We start from the raw sequence: 17,694 nt of genomic DNA on the forward strand, positions 1-17,694 counted from the left end.
GTGCACTTTTCGTTGGTGCACTGAACAATACCCGGCATCGAAGTGACTGTCTGCGGTGCGCACAGCCCGACGAGACTCACATTTACCGAGGTCTTGACGGCTTCACGGTCCGGTGGCAGCGTGAGGGGAACCTCGCTGAAATAATCAGTGCCCTGACTAATCCGGGTACTGGGAGCTCGGAAGAGATGGGGCTTCTCGGATGGACAAAGTGGTCGCCACGGCCCTGGAGGCGGTGGCCGATGTGGGCGCGGGCGCGTCGCTCGCGGTCGGTGGCTTCGGGCTGAGCGGTGTGCCGAACGTGCTGATCCAGGCTCTGTACGAGCGTGGCGTGTCCGGGCTGGCGGTCGTCTCGAACAACTGCGGGGCGATGGAGTCGGGGCTGGCGGTCCTGCTGTCGGCGGGACGGATCGCCCGGGTGACCGGCTCGTACATCGGGGCGAACAAGGAGTTCGCCCGCCAGTATCTGGCCGGAGAGCTGGAGGTGGAGATGATCCCGCAGGGCACGCTGGCCGAGCGGCTACGGGCCGGGGGCGCGGGGATCCCCGCGTTCTACACGCCGGCCGGCGTGGGCACGCAGGTCGCCGAGGGCGGGCTGCCGTGGCGGTACGACGGCTCCGGCGGGGTCGCGCTGGCGTCGCCGCCCAAGGAGGTGCGGGAGTTCGACGGCACCGAGTATGTGCTGGAGCGCGGGATCCGGACCGACTTCGCGCTGGTGCGGGCCGCGAAGGGCGACCGGCACGGAAACCTGGTGTTCAACAAGTCCACACGGAACTTCAACCCCCTTGCCGCGATGGCCGGACGGGTGACGATCGCCGAGGTGGAGGAACTCGTCGAGCCCGGCGAGATCGATCCCGACGCGGTGCATCTGCCGGGGATCTTCGTACAGCGGGTGCTGGCGCTCACCCCGGAGCAGGCCGCGGACAAGCAGATCGAGCAGCGCACGATTTCCGCGCCTGCGGCACGAGGGACGGTGAGCGGCTGATGGCCTGGACACGCGAGCAGATGGCCGCGCGGGCGGCCCGCGAGCTTCGGGACGGGCAGTACGTCAATCTCGGCATCGGTCTGCCGACCCTGATCCCCAACTACCTTCCGGCGGGTGTGGAGGTGATCCTGGAGTCCGAGAACGGAATCCTGGGCACCGGCCCCTATCCCACCGAGGACCAGGTCGACCCGGATCTGATCAATGCGGGCAAGGAGACGGTCACGGTCCTGCCGGGCGCTTCCTTCTTCGACTCGGCGCTGTCCTTCTCGATGATCCGGGGCGGCCACATCGATGTCGCCGTGCTGGGCGCGATGCAGGTGTCCGAGACCGGTGACCTGGCGAACTGGGCGATCCCCGGCAAGATGATCACCGGGATAGGCGGCGCGATGGACCTCGTGCACGGCGCCCGCACGGTCATCGTCGTGATGACCCACACCGCCAAGGACGGCTCGCCGAAGATCCTCACCGAGTGCGCGCTACCGCTCACGGGCAAGGCGTGTGTGAACCGGGTCATCACCGATCTCGGCGTCCTGGACGTCACCGAGGACGGGCTGCTGCTCGTCGGGACGGCACCCGGTGTCGGCGCCGACGAGATCATCGCCAAGACCGACGCCAAGCTGACTGTCGCGGAGGGACTGCTGTGAACCCGGTCTACCTCGTCGACGCCGTACGGACCCCGTTCGGCCGCTACAACGGGGGCCTCGCGAGCGTCCGGCCCGATGATCTGGCCGCCCACGCCATCCGTGAACTGATCCGCCGGACGCCCGACTTGGACCCGTCCCGGATCGAGGACGTCCACTTCGGCAACGCCAACGGCGCCGGCGAGGAGAACCGCAACGTCGGCCGTATGGCCGCCCTGCTCGCCGGCCTGCCCACCTCGGTGCCCGGCGTGACGGTCAACCGCCTGTGCGCCTCCGGCCTCGAAGCGGTCATCCAGGCCGCCCGCGCCATCGCCGTCGGGGACGCCCACATCGTCGTGGCCGGCGGGGTGGAGTCGATGACCCGCGCCCCGTACGTGCTGCCCAAGAACGACAAGCCGTTCCCGGCCGCCCACACCGAGCTGTACTCGACCACCCTGGGCTGGCGCATGGTCAACCCGCGGATGGACCCGCAGTGGACCGTCCCGCTCGGCGAGTCGGCCGAACTCATCGCCGACAAGCACAAGATCAGCCGGGAGCAGCAGGACGAGTACGCCCTCGCCTCCCACCAGAAGGCCGCGGCCGCCCAGCGGGCGGGCCTCTTCGACGCCGAGCTCGCCCCCCTGGCGATCCCGCGGCGCAAGGGCGACCCGGTCGACTTCAGCGCCGACGAATGCGTACGGCCGGACGCCTCCCTGGCCGCGATGGCCAAGCTCAAGCCGTCCTTCCGTACCTCCGAGGGCACTGTCACCGCGGGCAACGCCTCCCCCCTCAACGACGGTGCCGCCGCCCTGCTCCTGACCGACGAGGAGGGCCTTAAGGCCACCGGCCGCGAGCCCCTCGCCCGGATCTCCGCCACCGGTGTCCACGCCCTGGACCCGCACTACTTCGGACTTGCCCCCGTCGAGGCCGTCAACCGGGCACTGGCCAAGGCGGGCAAGGGATTCGCCGACCTGGACGTGCTCGAACTCAACGAGGCCTTCGCCGCCCAGGTCCTCGGCTGTGTCGCCGAGTGGCCCGAGTTGGACCCGCGGGTCCTCAACCCCCAGGGCGGCGCCATCGCCCTCGGCCACCCGCTGGGCGCCTCCGGTGCCCGCCTCGCCGGCACCGTCGCCCACCAACTCGCCCGCAAGGGCGGCGGAATCGGCGTCGCCACCCTCTGCATCGGCGTCGGCCAGGGCCTCGCCCTCGTCCTCGAACGCTGAAGAACCCCCGAGGAACCTCCGAGGAACCCCATGACTCTCACCCAGCACGACATCGACCAGGAGATCGCGGCCGAGCACGCCGCGTACGAGAAGCGGATCGCCGGCGGAGCACCCGTCGAGCACCACCCGCGCCGTGACTACGCCCCGTACCGTTCCTCGGTGCTGCGTCACCCCGAGCAGCCGCCGGTCCCCATCGACATCAGCAAGGACCCGGAGCTGGTGGAGCTGCACTCCCCCGCCTTCGGCGAGCGCGACATCACCGAGATCGACAACGACCTCACCCGGCAGCACACCGGTGAGCCGATCGGTGAGCGCATCACCGTCGAGGGCCGGCTCCTCGACCGCGACGGCCGCCCGATCCGCGGTCAGCTGATCGAGATCTGGCAGGCGAACTCGGCCGGCCGCTACGCGCACCAGCGCGAGCAGCACGACGCCCCGCTGGACCCCAACTTCACCGGCGTCGGCCGCACGCTGACGGACGACGGCGGCTTCTACCGCTTCACCACCGTCCAGCCGGGCCCGTACCCGTGGCGCCAGCACGTCAACGCCTGGCGGCCGGCCCACATCCACTTCTCGCTGTTCGGCACGGCATTCACCCAGCGGCTCGTGACGCAGATGTACTTCCCGAGCGACCCGCTGTTCCCGTACGACCCGATCATCCAGTCGGTGACGGACGACGCGGCCCGGCAGCGGCTGGTCGCGACGTACGACCACAGCCTGTCGGTGCCGGAGTTCTCGATGGGCTACCGCTGGGACATCGTGCTGGGCGGGCCGCACGCCACCTGGATCGAAGAAGGGCGCTGACCTGCCATGACGAAGATCGACCCGAGCCGCCCGGAGACCGTGCTCCCCACTCCGTCGCACACGGTGGGCCCCTTCTACGGCCACGCCCTGCCCTTCCCCGGCGGCGGCGACATCGCGCCCCTCGGCCACCCGGACACGATCACGCTGCAGGGGTACATCCTCGACGGCGAGGGCAATCCGCTCCCGGACGCCTTCGTGGAGCTGTGGGGCGCCGACCCGGACGGCCATGTCCCGCAGGTCGACGGCTCGATGCGGCGCGACCCGGCCAGCGGTGGGTTCCTGGGGCGCAACGGTGTGGAGTTCACGGGCTGGGGGCGTGTCCAGACGGACGCGAGCGGCCACTGGACAGCGCGGACGCTGCGGCCCGGGGCGCGCGGGTTGAGCGCGCCGTATCTCAGCGTGTGTGTGTTCGCGCGCGGGCTGCTGGTGCACCTGTTCACCCGGATCTATCTGCCGGGTGACGCCGCGGCGCTGGCCGCCGACCCGCTGCTCGCCCAGCTGGACGAGGCGCGCCGCGACACGCTGATCGCCGCGGAGCAGGCCCCGGGCGCCTACCGTTTCGACATCCGCCTTCAGGGCGAAGGCGAGACGGTCTTCCTGGAGTTCCAGTGACTTCTGCCGATGGTGCCGACACCGGCCTGCTCGCCCCCGGGTGGACAGGCTCCCCCGCCGCCTCCGCGACCGGCGACACGGCCTATCTGCAGGCCCTGCTCGACGCCGAGGCCGCCCTCACCCGGGCCCAGGCCGCCCTGGGCCTCGCGCCGGCCGAGGCCGCGTCGGCGGTGACCCAGACGGCGGAGGCCGGCCGCTTCGACGTACGCTCCCTCGCCGAGCGGGCCCGGGCCGGCGGCAACCCGGTCATCCCCCTGGTCGCGGATCTGACCAAGGCGGTCGGCGACGAGTACGGCCCCTACGTCCACCGCGGGGCGACCAGCCAGGACATCATGGACACGGCGACGATGCTGGTCGCGGTGCGCACGCTGACGCCGATCCTCGACGACCTCGACCGCACGGAGCGGGCGCTGGCACGGCTGGCCGCCGAGCACCGGGACACCGCGATGCCGGGACGGACGCTGACCCAGCACGCCGTACCGACGACGTTCGGGCTGAAGGCGGCCGGGTGGCGGGCGCTGGTGCTCGACGCACGGGACCGGGCGACGGCCGTACGGGATGCGCTGCCCGCCCAACTCGGGGGCGCGGCAGGGACGTTGGCCGCCTTCGGGGCGTACGGCGCGGGTGATCCGACCGAGCTGCCGACGGCGTACGCCCGCGAACTCGGCCTGCGGGCGCCCGACCTGCCCTGGCACACGCTGCGCACGCCCGTCGCCGATCTCGCCGGGTGTCTGGCCTTCACGGCCGGCGCGCTCGGCAAGATCGCCGTGGATGTCCTCACCCTCTCCCGCACCGAGATCGCCGAGGTCGCGGAGGGCAGCGGCGGGGGTTCGTCCGCCATGCCGCACAAGTCGAATCCCGTACGCTCCACCCTCATCGCCTCCGCCGCGCGGCGGGCGCCTCAGCTCGCGGCCACCCTGTACGGGGCGCTGGCGGCGGAGGACGAGCGTCCGGCCGGGGCGTGGCACGCCGAGTGGGAACCGCTGCGGGAACTGCTGCGGCTGGCCGGCGGGGCCGCCCGGGACGCCGTGGAGCTGGCCGAGGGACTGCGGGTCCGGGCCGATGTGATGCGTGCGCACCTCGACCTCACCCACGGTTTGATCGTCTCCGAGCGGCTGTCCGCCGAGCTGGCCCCGCGGCTGGGGCGTGCCCGCGCCAAGGAACTGCTCACCCGCCTGGCGTCCGAGGGGCGCCCGCTCGCCGAGGCACCGGAGCTGGCGGACGTCGACCTCGATCCCACCCACTACACCGGCTCCGCCGGAGCCCTCACCGACCGCGCCCTGGAGCGACGTTGAAACTCCTCGACCACCGCGCCGAAGGGCCCACTTCGGCACCGCCGCTGCTGCTCGGACCCTCGCTCGGCACCTCGTCCGCCCTGTGGGACAAGGTCGCGCCCGAGCTGTCGATCACCCATCGGGTGGTCCGCTGGGAACTGCCGGGGCACGGCGGTTCCGCGGCCGATCTGATCGGGGCGGGCGCGACGGTCGGTGACCTGGCCGGCCTGGTGCTCGCGCTCGCCGACTCGCTCGGCATCGAGCGGTTCGCCTACGCGGGTGTCTCGCTCGGGGGTGCGGTGGGGCTGCATCTCGCCGTGCACCACCCGGAGCGGGTCGGCTCGCTGGCCGTGATCTGTTCGTCGGCGCACTTCAACGGGTCGAAGCCGTGGGAGGAGCGGGCCGCTCTGGTGCGGCGCGAAGGACTGGCGGGGCTGGCGGAGAGCGCGGACGCCCGCTGGTTCACATCCGGGTTCACCGTGCCGGAGCTGGTCCAGGACCACCGCGACGCCGATCCGGGCGCCTACGCCGCCTGCTGTGACGCGCTCGCCGCCTTCGATCTGCGTGACCGGCTGCCCGAGATCACCTCGCCGACCCTGCTGATCGCCGGGCGGCAGGACCCCGCGACCCCGCCGGCCCACCTGCGGGAGATCGCGGACGCCGTTCCCGGTGCCGCGCTCGTCGAGATCCCGGGGGCCTCGCACCTGGCGCCGGCGCAGTGTCCGGGGGCCGTGCTCACGGCTCTGCGGGCACACCTGGGCGGGGGTGCCGAGCGGGGCATGGAGGTACGGCGCGAGGTGCTCGGCGACGTACACGTGGATCGGGCGCAGGCCCGGCAGACCGCGTTCACCGCGCGCTTCCAGGACTTCATCTCGCGCTACGCCTGGGGCGAGATCTGGACCGACCCCACGCTCAGCCGCCGCGAGCGCAGCATGATCACCCTGACGGCGCTGGTCGCGCACGGCCACTACGACGAGCTGGCGATGCACGTCCGGGCGGCACGGCGCAACGGGCTGACGCCGGAGGAGATCGGCGCCGTACTGCTCCAGACGGCCGTGTACTGCGGGGTTCCGGCGGCGAACTCGGCGTTCGCGACGGCCCAGCGGGTGCTGGCGGAAGAGGAAGGGTGACCCTGCCGGTCGTAGCTTCGGCAGGACCTCGCACATGCCTCCACCTCGTGCCTACGGTGGGGGCATGTCCACCATTCTCATCACCGGCGCCACCTCCGGTCTCGGCCGGTACGTCGCCTTCGAGCTGGTCCGCTCCGGGCACGTCGTCCTGGCCCACGGGCGCGACCCGGACCGTACGGAGCGGCTGGTCGACGAGCTGCGCGGCGAGGGTGACGCGGAGGGCTTCGTCGCCGATCTGGCCTCGCTGACGCAGGTGCGCGAGCTGGGCGCACATGTCGCCGACGCGCATCCCGACCTGGACGTACTGATCAACAACGCGGGTGTGGGCGCGGGAGCCCCCGGCGCCGGCCGCGAACTGAGTGCCGACGGCCACGAACTCCGCCTCGCCGTGAACTACTTGGCCCCGGTCGTGCTGACCCGCGCCCTGCTGCCGGTCCTGCGTGCCAACACGCCCGCCCGGATCGTCAACGTCGGCTCGGCAGGCCAGGACCCGGTCGACTTCGACGACATCGAGTTCCGCCGCGGCTACGACGGCTTCGCGGCCTACCGCCGAGCCAAGTTCGCCCTGGCGGCCCACACCTTCACCCTCGCCGAGGAACTCGCGGACACCGCGGTCCGCGTGAACGTCCTGCACCCGGCGACCTTCATGGACACCGCCATGGTCCACGAGGGCGGAGTCACCCCCTGGAACACCGTCGCCGACGGCGCGCCGGGCGTACTGGCGCTCGCGACCCAGGACCTGGGAAGCGGCGGCTACTTCGACGGGACGACCCGGGCGCGAGCGCACGAGGGGACGTACGACCCCGAGGTCCGCAAGCGGCTCGCTGCGGTCACCGATCAGCTGCTGAGCCTCTGAGCCGCCTCACACCGCTCCCGCGGCCAGGGCCGCCTCCGCCTGGACCACCAGCCCGTCCGCGCCGCGGTTCGTCCACCCGCTGATCGCCACCGCCGTCTACGACTCCATCCCCGACGCCCTGCGCACTGACTGAGCGCAGGCCGGTCCGGGCAGCTCTTGCCGTGACGGGTGTCGTACGAACGAGGTTGGGGAGGCAGGAGTGGGAAAGGCAGGAGCATGACACGGACGTCCCGGGACCGAGGCACGGCCCGGTCCCGCAAGGCCCTGGTGGCGGGGTCGGTGGGCAACCTCATCGAGTGGTACGAGTTCGGTGTCTACGGCTACTTCGCGACGATCATCGCGGCGCGCTTCTTCACCCCGGAGGGCGGCAGCGAGGTCGAGGCGCTGGTGAAGACGTACGCGTCGTTCGCGCTGGCGTTCTTCTTCCGGCCCGTCGGAGCGGCCCTGTTCGGCCGGCTCGGCGACCGGATCGGCCGGCGTCCGGTGCTGATCCTGGTGATCACACTGATGACCGGGGCGACGACACTGATCGGCGCGCTGCCGACGTACGACTCGGTCGGCGCCCTCGCACCGTGGCTGCTGACGTTTCTGCGGGTGCTTCAAGGGCTGTCCGCGGGCGGGGAGTTCGGGGGCGCGGTGTCGGTGATGACCGAGTTCGCGCCCCCGGGGCGGCGTGGGCTGTACGGGTCGTGGCAGTCGTTCACCGTGGCGCTGGGGCTGCTGGGCGGTGCGGGGGTGGCGGCGCTGCTGGCCACCGTGCTGAGCGAGGAGCAACTGGGCGACTGGGGATGGCGGTTGCCGTTCCTGCTGACGTTGCCGCTGGGACTGGGCGCGCTGTGGCTGCGGCTGCGGCTTGACGAGACGCCGGCGTTCCGCCGGGAGCGGCAGGCCGAGCGGCCGCCCGCGCGTGAGGTCGCCGGGGCGATCGCGCTGGGCGCCGGGCGGATCATGGGATGGGCGGCCGCCGGGTACACCTTCCTGGTCGTGCTGCCGTCGTATCTCCAGTCCACCCTGGACGCGACCTTCCAGCAGGCGCTGATCGCGACAGTGCTGGCCAACTTCGGGTTCGCGGCGACGATCGTGCCGGCGGGATGGCTGAGCGACCGGATCGGGCGGCGGACGGTGATGCTGACGGGGGCGGTGGCGGTGGTGGTGCTCGCGGTGCCGCTGCTCAACCTTCTTCAGGCCCCGGGCGTTTCCCTCACCGTGAAGGGTGCGGCAGTGTGGGGCGCGGGTGCCGTCGTGGGACTGATGGCGGGACCGGGTCCGGCGATGCTCGCGGAGCTGTTCCCGACGCAGGTGCGCCACACCGGGCTGGGGCTCGCCTACGCCCTGTCCAATGCGGTGTTCTCGGGCTGTGCCGGGCTCATCATCACGGAGACGGTCGAACGGACCGGGAGCGTGGACATCCCCGCGTACTACGCGGCGGCGGCGTGCGCGGTGAGCGTCCTCGCGCTGGCCAGGACGCCGAAGGTCCCGCGCGGCAGGCCGGGGGCCGCGGCCGGGGCTCCGGTCGCGGTCGACGATGTCGAGGGAAGGGCGGGTTGAGCGTATGCGGGTGATCGGCCTGATGTCGGGCACGTCCTACGACGCCATCGACGCCGGCGCCGCCGACCTGGACCTCGTCGGCGACAGTCTCGTCCTCAAGCCGCTGGGGCTGGTGAGCGAGGCGTACGACGAGGAGCTGCGGGAGGCCCTCACGGCCGCACTGCCGCCCGGGACGGTCTCGATGGCCGAGGTGTGCCGGCTCGACACCCGTATCGGGCAGGCCTTCGCGGCGGCTGCCGTCCGGGCGGACCGTGAACTGTGCGGCGGACGGGCGGAGTTGGTCGCCTCGCACGGGCAGACCAGGTACCACTGGGCCGAGCAGGGGCAGGTGCACGGCACGCTCCAGCTCGGACAGCCCGCGTGGATCGCCGAGGCCACCGGGCTGCCGGTGGTCGCCGACTTCCGGCCACGTGACATCGCCGCCGGGGGTCAGGGCGCGCCGCTGGTCAGCCTGGTCGACCTGCTGTGGCTGCGCGGCATGCCGGGCGCTCCGGTCGCCCTCAATCTCGGCGGCATCGCCAACCTGACCGCGCCCGACGGCACCGCCTTCGACACCGGGCCGGGCTGTGCGCTGATCGACGCGGCGGCACGGGGATTCAGCGGCGGGCGGCTGGCGTACGACGTGGACGGCGCGCTGGCCGGTCGCGGCACCGTCCACGAGCCGCTGCTGCACAGGCTGCTGGAGGAGCCGTACTACGCGCTTCCCGCGCCGAAGACGACCGGGAAGGAGCTGTTCCATCTGGGCCGTCTGCGGGACGCGCTGTCCGGTTTCGGCACCCTGCCCGCCGAGGACGTCGTCGCCACGCTGACCATGCTCACGGCCCGTACGGTCGCCGACGCCGTGCGCGCGGTGGGGGCGACCGAGGTGATCGCCTCGGGTGGCGGGACGCTCAACCCGGTGCTGATGAGGATGCTCGGGCAGCGGCTGCCCGGGATGGCGCTGCGCACCTCCGACGAGTTGGGGCTCCCGTCGGCCGCGAAGGAGGCGTACGCCTTCGCCGTGCTGGGGTTCCTGACCGCGCACGGACTGCCCGGCACCGAGCCGTCGGCCACCGGGGCCCGGCACGCGCGCGTGCTCGGCTCGATCACCCCGGGCCGGAACGGACTGCGGCTCCCGCCGCCCGCCGGGGAGCGGCCGGTACGGCTCGTCCTGGAGTGAGAGGGAGCGCCGCGCCGGCTTCCCGGGATGCCGGGGCCGGTCCTCTCATCCGGCTTTCACCGACACCTCATACGGTGAGCACATGACGCAGGTGACTCCTCCCGGCTGGTACCCAGACCCCGGCCGGCAAAGTGACGGGCCGCCCACCGAGCGCTGGTGGGACGGCAAGGCGTGGACGGACCAGGTCCGGCCCGTGGGGTCGGCCGAGGTGTCGGGTCCTCCGGAACAGCCGCCGGCCGACGGGAACCCCCCGGCGGTTCCGGCCTATCCGGTGCACCCGGGCTATCCCGGGCAGCCGCAGTCGGGCGGGCGGCGCGGTCTGCGCACGGGAATAGCCGTGGGAGTGGCCGCGGTCGTCCTCGCGAGCATAGGCGTCGGCGTGTACGCGCTGACCGCCGACGACGGCTCGGGCGGCGGCAGCACCAACTCCCAGCAGCGGGGCCCGGGCGGACAGGACGGCCAGGGCGGGCCCGGTGGCGGTCAAGGCGGCCCCTTCGGTGACTCCGGCGGCGGGAACGGCGGTCCCGGCGGCCAGTCGCCCGCACCCGAGGGCTCCGAGGCACCGAAGGTGGACAGCGGCTCGGTGACCGACCCGATGAACGGGATCAGCCTCCCCGTGCCGGACGGCTGGTACGGCCAGCAGCTCGCCGTGGGCGCGCACGTGGCGTCGGACGAGACGTACAAGTGCCCCTCCGACACCTCCGAGACCTGTATGAAGGGCGGCGCCTACTCGGCCCCCGCGCTCGCGCACGGCGCCAAGGCCGAAACGGCCGAGGAGGTCGCCAAGGCGGACATCGCGGCGAACGCCGATGAGTCGTACGGCAAGGGGTACGGAGAGATCACCTCGCACGAGGTGCTGGCGTCGAAGGCGGTGACCGTGGCCGGGCAGAAGGGCTACATGGTCCGATGGAAGGCGGTGACGAGCAAGGGCTCCGACGGCTATGTCGAGTCGCTCGCCTTCCCCTCGCCCGCCGCCGGGGAGCAGATGGTCGTGGTCCGCATCGGCGTCGACGTCGCGGAGGGGCAGACGGTCCTCGACGAGATCACCGAGGGCATCAAGGTGTCCACCGGCGGCGGCAACGGCCAGGACGTCTGATCCTCCGCCTCGATCCGCCCCGGACGTGATGCGGCCGGGCGGGGCTCCCCTCCGCTCAAGAGGAGCCCCACCCGGCCGGGGTGCGCGCCGCCCCCGTCCCCACGGTGCGGCGCGTAACAGGTCACCGTCCAGTCATCCCATGGACGGCGGCCTGAGTCTCAGGTGAGGCCGAGGGTCGGCAGCACGGCGGCCTCCACGAACCGGACGATGTACTCGGGGTCGGCGTCCTCGCCCTCCAGCACGGGACGGGCCCGCAGCACGCCGAAGATCTGGGCGGGGATGTACTCCAGCGCCGGATGGTCGGCGGCCACCTCGCCCCGCTCGACACCGCGCCGCAGGATCTGCCTCAGCGCGTCGATCTCGGGGTCGATGAGCGCCTCGCGCAGCGCCTTCTTGAGCTCCGGGTCCTCCATGACGGCGTGGCCGAGAGCCTGCAACAGCCGGGTGTCCTTGCCCGACCACGCTCCCGCGGCCCGGGCGGCCTCCCTGAGGTCGTCCGCGAGCGTGCCGGTGTCGATGCCGTCGAAGCGGGTCTGCCTGCTGGCGCGCAGGGCGGCGGCCACGAACTGCGGCTTCGTCTTCCACTGCCGGTACAGCGTGGCCTTGCTGCACCGCGTGGTCGCGGCGACGCCCTCCATGGTGACGGAGTCGTAGCCGCAGGCGCGGACCTGTTCGAGCACGGCGTCGAAGAACTCCTGCTCACGCTCGGGCGTGATCTTGGAGCGGCGCGAGGCGGCGACCGTCTCCGGTCCGTCCGCGGCCTGCGACGTCATCTGCTCTTCTCCTCGGCTCGGGTGCGACGCCCCGCTCTGCGCGGGGGCTCGGTCTCCAGTGTGTCGTACGTCTATCGAAACGTCACTGTACCGGAACGCTGGCGTATCGGTACAGTGTCGTATCGGTACAGGCGCGTTTCGGTACGTCGCCGTATCGATGAGTTCGCCGAGCCCGAGGAGTCCAACAGCTCGACAGCTCCACCAGCACCACCCACGTCAGCGAAAGGGCCGGGGGATGAATGGCCGCACCGAGCCTGTTCAAGCGGAGACCGACGCGATAGCGAGGCCTCCGCTCGTCCGGGAGTTCCTGCTCGTCGCAGGGCTCTTCCTCGTCTACAAGTTCGGCCGGCAGCTGGCCACGGGCCACACCGGCGAGGCCTTCCGCAACGCGGACCGTGTGTGGGACCTGGAACGAGCGATCCATCTGCCCGGCGAGGGCTCGGTGCAGAACCTGCTGCTGCACGGCGACACGCTCATACAGATCGCGAACACCTACTACGCGACCGTCCACTTCCCCGCCACCGCGGCCTTTCTGATCTGGCTGTATCTGCGCCGGCCCACGCACTACGTCTGGGCCCGCCGCGTTCTCGCCGCCGTCACCGCCGCCGCCCTGGTGGTGCATCTGACGTTCCCGCTCGCGCCCCCGCGCCTGTCGGCCGCGGCCGGACTGATCGACACCGGGCAGGTCTACGGCCCCACCGTGTACGGCTCGCCCCGGACCGACCACCTTGCGAACCAGTTCGCGGCGATGCCGTCGCTGCACTTCGGCTGGGCCCTGATGGTGGCGATCGGCCTGATCGTCGCGACCCGCTCCCAGTGGCGGTGGCTGTGGCTGCTGCACCCGCTGCTGACCCTGCTGGTCATCGTGGGCACGGCCAACCACTACTGGCTCGACGCCATCGTCGCGGGAGCCATGCTCGGCCTCGCGCTCGCGGTGATCCACCTGCCGCGGCGCACGGTCACGACAGCCGGACGCGTTGCCGGTGATCTCGTCCCGGGTCCCCGGAGCGAGGAAGCCACGGACGAGGAGTCCGTACTCGTGGGAGCGGCCCGATGAACGCCACCCTCCTCGCCGTCGTCCTGTCCCTGTTCTCCGCCGTCGCCTACGCCGCCGCGGCCGTCGCACAGGAGCGGCTGGCCTCCCGTTCCCCGGGCTCGGGCCTGGTGCGGCTGCTCGGCTCCGGCGCCTGGTGGGGGGCGGTCCTGCTCAACGGATCCGGCGCGCTGCTGCACGTCGTGGCCCTGAAGTACGGTCCGCTGACCGTGGTCCAGCCGCTCGGCGCGCTCACCCTCGTGGCCGCGGTGCCACTGGGCGCGCGTATCGCGGGGCGGCGGGTCAGCGCGGTGGAGTGGCGCGGTACGGCACTGACGCTGGCCGGCCTGGCCGCGATCCTGGTCACGGCCTCCGGGCCGGCGCCCGAAGACGTGCTGAGCACCTCCGAGGCGATGGCGGTGGCCGCGGTGACGGTGGCCCTGATCGGCATGCTGTCGCGGCCGGGCGCCCGTCCGGGACTGCGGCACGCGACCGCGTCCGGATTCGCCTCCGGGGTCGCCTCGGCGCTCACCCAGACGGTGACCGTGGCCGCGACGGACCACTCCGCCCCGCTGCTCAGCCTTCAGGTGGTCGGCGTGGCGCTGCTGGTCGCGACCTTCGCGGTGAGCGGGCTGCTGCTGTCGCAGACCGCCTACCGGGGTGGCCTCGGCGCCCCGCTCGCGGTGGTGACGCTGGCGAACCCGATGGCGGCCGCGGTGATCGGGCTCGTGCTGCTCGGCGAGCGGTTGCAGGGCGGCCCGGCGGGCGTGCTCCTCGCGCTGGCCGGAGCGGGCCTGGCGTCCCGGGGCGTGGTGCTGCTCAGCCGGGCGACGCCGGCTCCCGCCGGGAACGAGGAGTACGCCGGCCCCGTCGCGGACGCCGACGAGCACCCCCTGGCCGCCACGGACTCCGACCCACACCCCGTCGCCGCCGTGCTGGCCCTGGAGCCGGAGTCGGCCGCCCCCGAACCGGCGTTGGTGCCCCGGCAGCCTGGACCGGGGCACCTCACATCGCGGTGAACTGTGCCCTGAGCGGCACCGCGATCCGGACTACTCCGTGATGATCGCCGGGTCGCTCACGCCCGGACGCCCGGTCTCCACGCGCCCGGCGAACCGCCGCAGGAACGCCGAGTCGGTCTCGGAGGTGACGGTCAGGTCGTACCACTGACGGCTCGCCGCCAGGTCGACCGTGCGGCACACGGTGGCGCCGGGGCGCACCGTCACCGTCGTGGGACTGCCGCCGTACCCGTTGGCGACCTTCAGGCGGACGCTCGCCGTTGCCTTGTTGGTGAAGGTCAGCTCGATGTCGTCGCCCTGGTGGCGGGCGGTGACCTCGGGGCCGGCCGCCTTGTTCGAGCCCTTGAAGTAGCGCACGAAGCCGGCCGGACCGTGCACGGTCAGATCGTACGAGCCGCCCGAGTACACCGAGTTCCAGGTGTCCGCGAGGGACTTGCCGGCCTCGGTGGTGTACATCCACGGGCCGTCGGTGCGGTTGCCGGACGTGACATGGAAGGCGGCACCGGCCTTGGCACCGGAGGCGAAGGACAGCGTGAACTTGCCGGCCGCCGCGTCCACCGAGCCGTCCACGTGCGGGGCGTACTTCAGCGGGCGGGAGGGACGCAGACCGCGCTCCTGCTTCGGCATGTCGGGGTCGGCCGGCGGCGTCGGCTTGTAGTCGGGGTGACGCTCGCGGTCCTGCGGCTCGTACTCGTCCGTCCCCGGCAGCGCGGCCGGGCGGCTGTCCTTGCGGGAGAAGTCGAAGGCCGAGGTCAGGTCGCCGCAGATGGCCCGGCGCCAGGGCGAGATGTTCGTCTCCTTGACGCCGAAACGCCGCTCCATGAACCGCAGGATCGAGGTGTGGTCCAGGGTCTCGGAGTTGACGTAACCGCCCTTGCTCCACGGCGAGACGACCAGCATCGGCACCCGCGGGCCGAGGCCGTAGGGGCCGGCCGGGCGCTTGCTGTCGCCCTTGTAGAGGTCGAGCGACACGTCGACCGTGGACTTGCCCTTGGAGGCGTCCTTCGGCGGGAGCGGCGGCACCACGTGGTCGAAGAAGCCGTCGTTCTCGTCGAAGGTGATGAACAGGGCCGTCTTCGACCAGACCTCCGGGTTGGAGGTGAGGGCGTCCAGGACCTGGGCGATGTACCAGGCGCCGTAGTTCGAGGGCCAGTTGGAGTGCTCGGAGAAGGCCTCGGGGGCCGCGATCCAGGAGATCTGCGGCAGCTTGCCGGCCTTGACGTCGGCCTTCAACTGGTCGAAGTAGCCGTCGCCGCTCTTGACGTCGGTGCCGGTGCGGGCCTTGTCGTACCAGGGGTCGCCGGCCTTTGCGTCGCGGTACTTGTTGAAGTAGAGCAGCGAGTTGTCACCGTAGTTGCCGCGGTAGGCGTCAGCTATCCAGCCCCAGGAGCCGGCCGCGTCGAGGCCGTCGCCGATGTCCTGGTAGATCTTCCAGGAGACGCCGGCCTGCTCCAGCCGCTCGGGGTAGGTCGTCCAGCCGTAGCCGAGCTCGTCGTTGCCGAGGACCGGGCCGCCGCCGGTGCCGTCGTTGCCCGTGTAGCCCGTCCACATGTAGTAGCGGTTCGGGTCGGTGGAGCCGATGAACGAGCAGTGGTAGGCGTCGCAGACGGTGAAGGCGTCGGCGAGCGCGTAGTGGAAGGGGATGTCCTCACGGGTCAGGTACGCCATCGTCGTGGTTCCCTTGGCGGGGATCCACTTGTCGTACTTGCCGCCGTTGTACGCCTGCTGGCCGTCGGTCCAGCCGTGCGGGAGTCCCTCAAGGAACTGCATGCCGAGGTCGTCGGCGTCCGGGTTGAACGGCAGGATGTCCTTGGTGCCGTTCGACTGGTGCCAGATCGACTTGCCGTTGTCGTGCGCCACCGGGCGCGGGTCGCCGAAGCCGCGGACGCCGCGCAGCGTGCCGAAGTAGTGGTCGAAGGAACGGTTCTCCTGCATCAGGACGACGATGTGCTCGACATCCTCGATCGACCCCGTGCGGTGGTTCGCCGGGATCGCGGCAGCCCGCTGGATACTGCTCGAGAGAGCCGTGAACGCCGTGGTCGCGCCCGCGAGTTGAAGGAATCTGCGGCGATTGACTTCGGGCATGAGAGAGGGACCTCTTCCCATAGAGGGTGATTTGACCGGCCGGCTGGTGACGGAAGCCGCGCGGAAGGAGTGTTCCAGGAGCACCAAACGTCAGGGAAGGGTCCGATGGCGCTTGTGTGAAAGTCGCGGGTACGTGAGGTGTGGCGGGGCCGGGGCACGGGGATGGTCGCGATCATGACAGAGACGACACGCATGGTTTCGCCACCGACCTCACGGCCCGTACGCCAGCTCCTCGCCGCCTCGGTCGGCAACGCCGTGGAGTGGTACGACTGGTACGCCTACACGTTCCTCGCCACCTATATCGCGGCCGAGGTCTTCCCGAAGAGCGCGGACAACTCCCTGGTTCCGCTGCTTTCGACGTTCGCGGTCTTCGCGGTGGGCTTCTTCATGCGGCCGGTGGGCGGGCTGCTCATGGGCGCGATCGCGGACCGCCGCGGCCGGCGCGCCGCGCTGACGGTCACCATTCTGCTGATGGGCGGCAGCAGTCTGCTGGTCGGACTGACACCGACGTACGAGGCGGCGGGCGTCCTCGCCCCGGTGGCCCTGGTCCTGGCCCGGCTCCTCCAGGGCCTGTCCGTGGGCGGCGAGTTCGCGGCGTCGACGACGTTCCTGGTGGAGTCGGCGGGACCGGGCCGGCGCGGGCTGTTCTCCAGCTTCCAGTACGTGTCGACGACGGCGGGGCAACTGGTGGCGTCCGGCATCGCGACGCTACTGGTGAACACGCTGAGCGACGGCCAGATGAACGACTGGGGCTGGCGGCTGCCCTTCGTTCTCGGCGCAGCGCTCAGCCTGGTCGGCTTCTGGATCCGGCAGGGCGCACAGGAGACGCGGAGCGCCGAGCAGCAACAGGCGCCGCGCCCCGGCCTGTTGGAGGCGCTGCGCCGTCATCCCCGGCAGTCCCTGCTGATCTGCGGCATCACCGCGGGCGGCACGATCGCGTACTACACCTGGACGTCGTATCTGCCGACGTACGCCGAACTGAACGCGGGCATCGAGAAGTCCGACGCGCTGCTCGCGGGCACGATCTCGCTGGCCTTCTTCGGCCTGCTCCAGCCGATCGGCGGTCTCCTCTCGGACCGCTTCGGCCGCCGCCCCCTGCTCCTCTTCTTCGGCTTGGGCTTCGCCCTGCTCACCGTCCCGCTGCTGCACGCCCTGCGCGACTCGTTCGCGGTGCTGCTGCTGGTGCAGTGCGCGGGCATGGTGCTGCTGACCGGCTTCACGTCGATCAGCGCGGCCGTCAACGCCGAGGTGTTCCCGCCCCGGGTGCGGGCGGCGGGCATCGGGTTCCCGTACTCACTCACGGTCGCGATGTTCGGCGGCACGGCACCGTATGTCGGCACGCTGTTCAAGGAACTCGGCCACTCGGACCTCTTCCCCTGGTACGTCGCCGCACTCTGCCTCGGCTCGTCGCTGGTGTATCTGCGCCTTCCGGAGACCGCGCACAAGCCGCTGGAACGATGAGCCTGGTGCCTCCTTCTGGACG

General features: G+C 71.7%; 16 protein-coding genes. 14 read left to right on the top strand and 2 right to left on the bottom strand.

Annotation, left to right across the window (positions count from 1 at the left end):
- Positions 1-199: 199 nt before the first annotated feature.
- From ACZ7NC_RS03420 to ACZ7NC_RS03470, 11 genes are all read left to right on the top strand, one after another.
- Positions 200-982, top strand: coding sequence for a CoA transferase subunit A (locus tag ACZ7NC_RS03420; protein WP_471484504.1), 783 nt, complete (start codon positions 200-202; stop codon positions 980-982).
- On the top strand, positions 982-1,626 hold the full coding sequence (locus ACZ7NC_RS03425) for a CoA transferase subunit B (RefSeq protein ID WP_471484506.1): 645 nt from the start codon (positions 982-984) through the stop codon (positions 1,624-1,626). The genes ACZ7NC_RS03420 and ACZ7NC_RS03425 overlap by 1 nt, the downstream gene beginning before the upstream one ends.
- The gene (locus tag ACZ7NC_RS03430; protein WP_471484508.1) at positions 1,623-2,825 is read left to right on the top strand and encodes a thiolase family protein; all 1,203 of its coding nucleotides are present in this window, start codon (positions 1,623-1,625) and stop codon (positions 2,823-2,825) included. The genes ACZ7NC_RS03425 and ACZ7NC_RS03430 overlap by 4 nt, the downstream gene beginning before the upstream one ends.
- 30 nt (positions 2,826-2,855) lie before the next feature.
- Positions 2,856-3,629, top strand: coding sequence for a protocatechuate 3,4-dioxygenase subunit beta (gene pcaH, locus ACZ7NC_RS03435; RefSeq protein ID WP_471484509.1), 774 nt, complete (start codon positions 2,856-2,858; stop codon positions 3,627-3,629).
- Positions 3,630-3,635: 6 nt separating this feature from the next.
- On the top strand, positions 3,636-4,241 hold the full coding sequence (gene pcaG / locus ACZ7NC_RS03440) for a protocatechuate 3,4-dioxygenase subunit alpha (protein WP_471484511.1): 606 nt from the start codon (positions 3,636-3,638) through the stop codon (positions 4,239-4,241).
- Positions 4,238-5,536 carry a 3-carboxy-cis,cis-muconate cycloisomerase gene (gene pcaB / locus ACZ7NC_RS03445; protein WP_471484513.1) on the top strand — a complete coding sequence of 433 codons (1,299 nt, stop codon included), beginning with the start codon at positions 4,238-4,240 and terminating at the stop codon, positions 5,534-5,536. Before pcaG ends, pcaB begins: the two co-directional genes overlap by 4 nt.
- Complete coding sequence (gene pcaDC / locus ACZ7NC_RS03450) at positions 5,533-6,645, top strand: bifunctional 3-oxoadipate enol-lactonase/4-carboxymuconolactone decarboxylase PcaDC (protein ID WP_471484514.1); 1,113 nt, start codon at positions 5,533-5,535, stop codon at positions 6,643-6,645. Before pcaB ends, pcaDC begins: the two co-directional genes overlap by 4 nt.
- Positions 6,646-6,709: 64 nt before the next feature.
- Entirely contained in the window at positions 6,710-7,501 is a 792-nt protein-coding gene (locus ACZ7NC_RS03455) for an SDR family NAD(P)-dependent oxidoreductase (protein WP_471484516.1), read from the top strand.
- Between the two features lie 216 nt (positions 7,502-7,717).
- Complete coding sequence (locus tag ACZ7NC_RS03460; RefSeq protein WP_471484518.1) at positions 7,718-9,049, top strand: MFS transporter; 1,332 nt, start codon at positions 7,718-7,720, stop codon at positions 9,047-9,049.
- A 4-nt stretch (positions 9,050-9,053) separates the two neighbouring features.
- Positions 9,054-10,208 (top strand): anhydro-N-acetylmuramic acid kinase, encoded by a 1,155-nt coding sequence (locus tag ACZ7NC_RS03465; protein WP_471484519.1) that lies wholly within the window; start codon positions 9,054-9,056, stop codon positions 10,206-10,208.
- Positions 10,209-10,290: 82 nt separating this feature from the next.
- Positions 10,291-11,304 (top strand): DUF2510 domain-containing protein, encoded by a 1,014-nt coding sequence (locus ACZ7NC_RS03470; protein WP_471484520.1) that lies wholly within the window; start codon positions 10,291-10,293, stop codon positions 11,302-11,304.
- Positions 11,305-11,462: 158 nt separating this feature from the next.
- On the opposite strand, the gene ACZ7NC_RS03475 is transcribed toward ACZ7NC_RS03470, so the two are convergent.
- Positions 11,463-12,077: a TetR-like C-terminal domain-containing protein gene (locus tag ACZ7NC_RS03475; protein ID WP_471484521.1), complete on the bottom strand. Its 615-nt coding sequence runs from the start codon at positions 12,075-12,077 to the stop codon at positions 11,463-11,465.
- A 235-nt stretch (positions 12,078-12,312) separates the two neighbouring features.
- Between ACZ7NC_RS03475 and ACZ7NC_RS03480 the strand changes: the two genes are divergently transcribed.
- Positions 12,313-13,134, top strand: a complete 822-nt coding sequence (locus tag ACZ7NC_RS03480; RefSeq protein WP_471484523.1) for a phosphatase PAP2 family protein — start codon at positions 12,313-12,315, stop codon at positions 13,132-13,134.
- Entirely contained in the window at positions 13,131-14,129 is a 999-nt protein-coding gene (locus tag ACZ7NC_RS03485) for a DMT family transporter (RefSeq protein ID WP_471484525.1), read from the top strand. The genes ACZ7NC_RS03480 and ACZ7NC_RS03485 overlap by 4 nt, the downstream gene beginning before the upstream one ends.
- A 30-nt stretch (positions 14,130-14,159) precedes the next feature.
- On the opposite strand, the gene ACZ7NC_RS03490 is transcribed toward ACZ7NC_RS03485, so the two are convergent.
- On the bottom strand, positions 14,160-16,211 hold the full coding sequence (locus tag ACZ7NC_RS03490) for a phosphocholine-specific phospholipase C (RefSeq protein WP_471484526.1): 2,052 nt from the start codon (positions 16,209-16,211) through the stop codon (positions 14,160-14,162).
- Positions 16,212-16,373: 162 nt separating this feature from the next.
- Between ACZ7NC_RS03490 and ACZ7NC_RS03495 the strand changes: the two genes are divergently transcribed.
- Positions 16,374-17,672, top strand: a complete 1,299-nt coding sequence (locus ACZ7NC_RS03495; protein WP_471484528.1) for an MFS transporter — start codon at positions 16,374-16,376, stop codon at positions 17,670-17,672.
- Positions 17,673-17,694: the final 22 nt, after the last annotated feature.

The sequence above is a fragment of the Streptomyces sp. NPDC111802 genome, from assembly GCF_055634335.1.

Bases quoted from the DNA above. Each gene is read 5' to 3' on its own strand.
- ACZ7NC_RS03420 (WP_471484504.1), top strand. From the start codon at position 200: ATGGACAAAGTGGTCGCCACGGCCCTGGAGGCGGTGGCCGATGTGGGC.
- ACZ7NC_RS03425 (WP_471484506.1), top strand. From the start codon at position 982: ATGGCCTGGACACGCGAGCAGATGGCCGCGCGGGCGGCCCGCGAGCTT.
- pcaH (WP_471484509.1), top strand. From the start codon at position 2,856: ATGACTCTCACCCAGCACGACATCGACCAGGAGATCGCGGCCGAGCAC.
- pcaG (WP_471484511.1), top strand. From the start codon at position 3,636: ATGACGAAGATCGACCCGAGCCGCCCGGAGACCGTGCTCCCCACTCCG.
- ACZ7NC_RS03455 (WP_471484516.1), top strand. From the start codon at position 6,710: ATGTCCACCATTCTCATCACCGGCGCCACCTCCGGTCTCGGCCGGTAC.
- ACZ7NC_RS03460 (WP_471484518.1), top strand. From the start codon at position 7,718: ATGACACGGACGTCCCGGGACCGAGGCACGGCCCGGTCCCGCAAGGCC.
- ACZ7NC_RS03465 (WP_471484519.1), top strand. From the start codon at position 9,054: ATGCGGGTGATCGGCCTGATGTCGGGCACGTCCTACGACGCCATCGAC.
- ACZ7NC_RS03470 (WP_471484520.1), top strand. From the start codon at position 10,291: ATGACGCAGGTGACTCCTCCCGGCTGGTACCCAGACCCCGGCCGGCAA.
- ACZ7NC_RS03475 (WP_471484521.1), bottom strand. From the start codon at position 12,077: ATGACGTCGCAGGCCGCGGACGGACCGGAGACGGTCGCCGCCTCGCGC.
- ACZ7NC_RS03480 (WP_471484523.1), top strand. From the start codon at position 12,313: ATGAATGGCCGCACCGAGCCTGTTCAAGCGGAGACCGACGCGATAGCG.
- ACZ7NC_RS03485 (WP_471484525.1), top strand. From the start codon at position 13,131: ATGAACGCCACCCTCCTCGCCGTCGTCCTGTCCCTGTTCTCCGCCGTC.
- ACZ7NC_RS03490 (WP_471484526.1), bottom strand. From the start codon at position 16,211: ATGCCCGAAGTCAATCGCCGCAGATTCCTTCAACTCGCGGGCGCGACC.
- ACZ7NC_RS03495 (WP_471484528.1), top strand. From the start codon at position 16,374: ATGGTCGCGATCATGACAGAGACGACACGCATGGTTTCGCCACCGACC.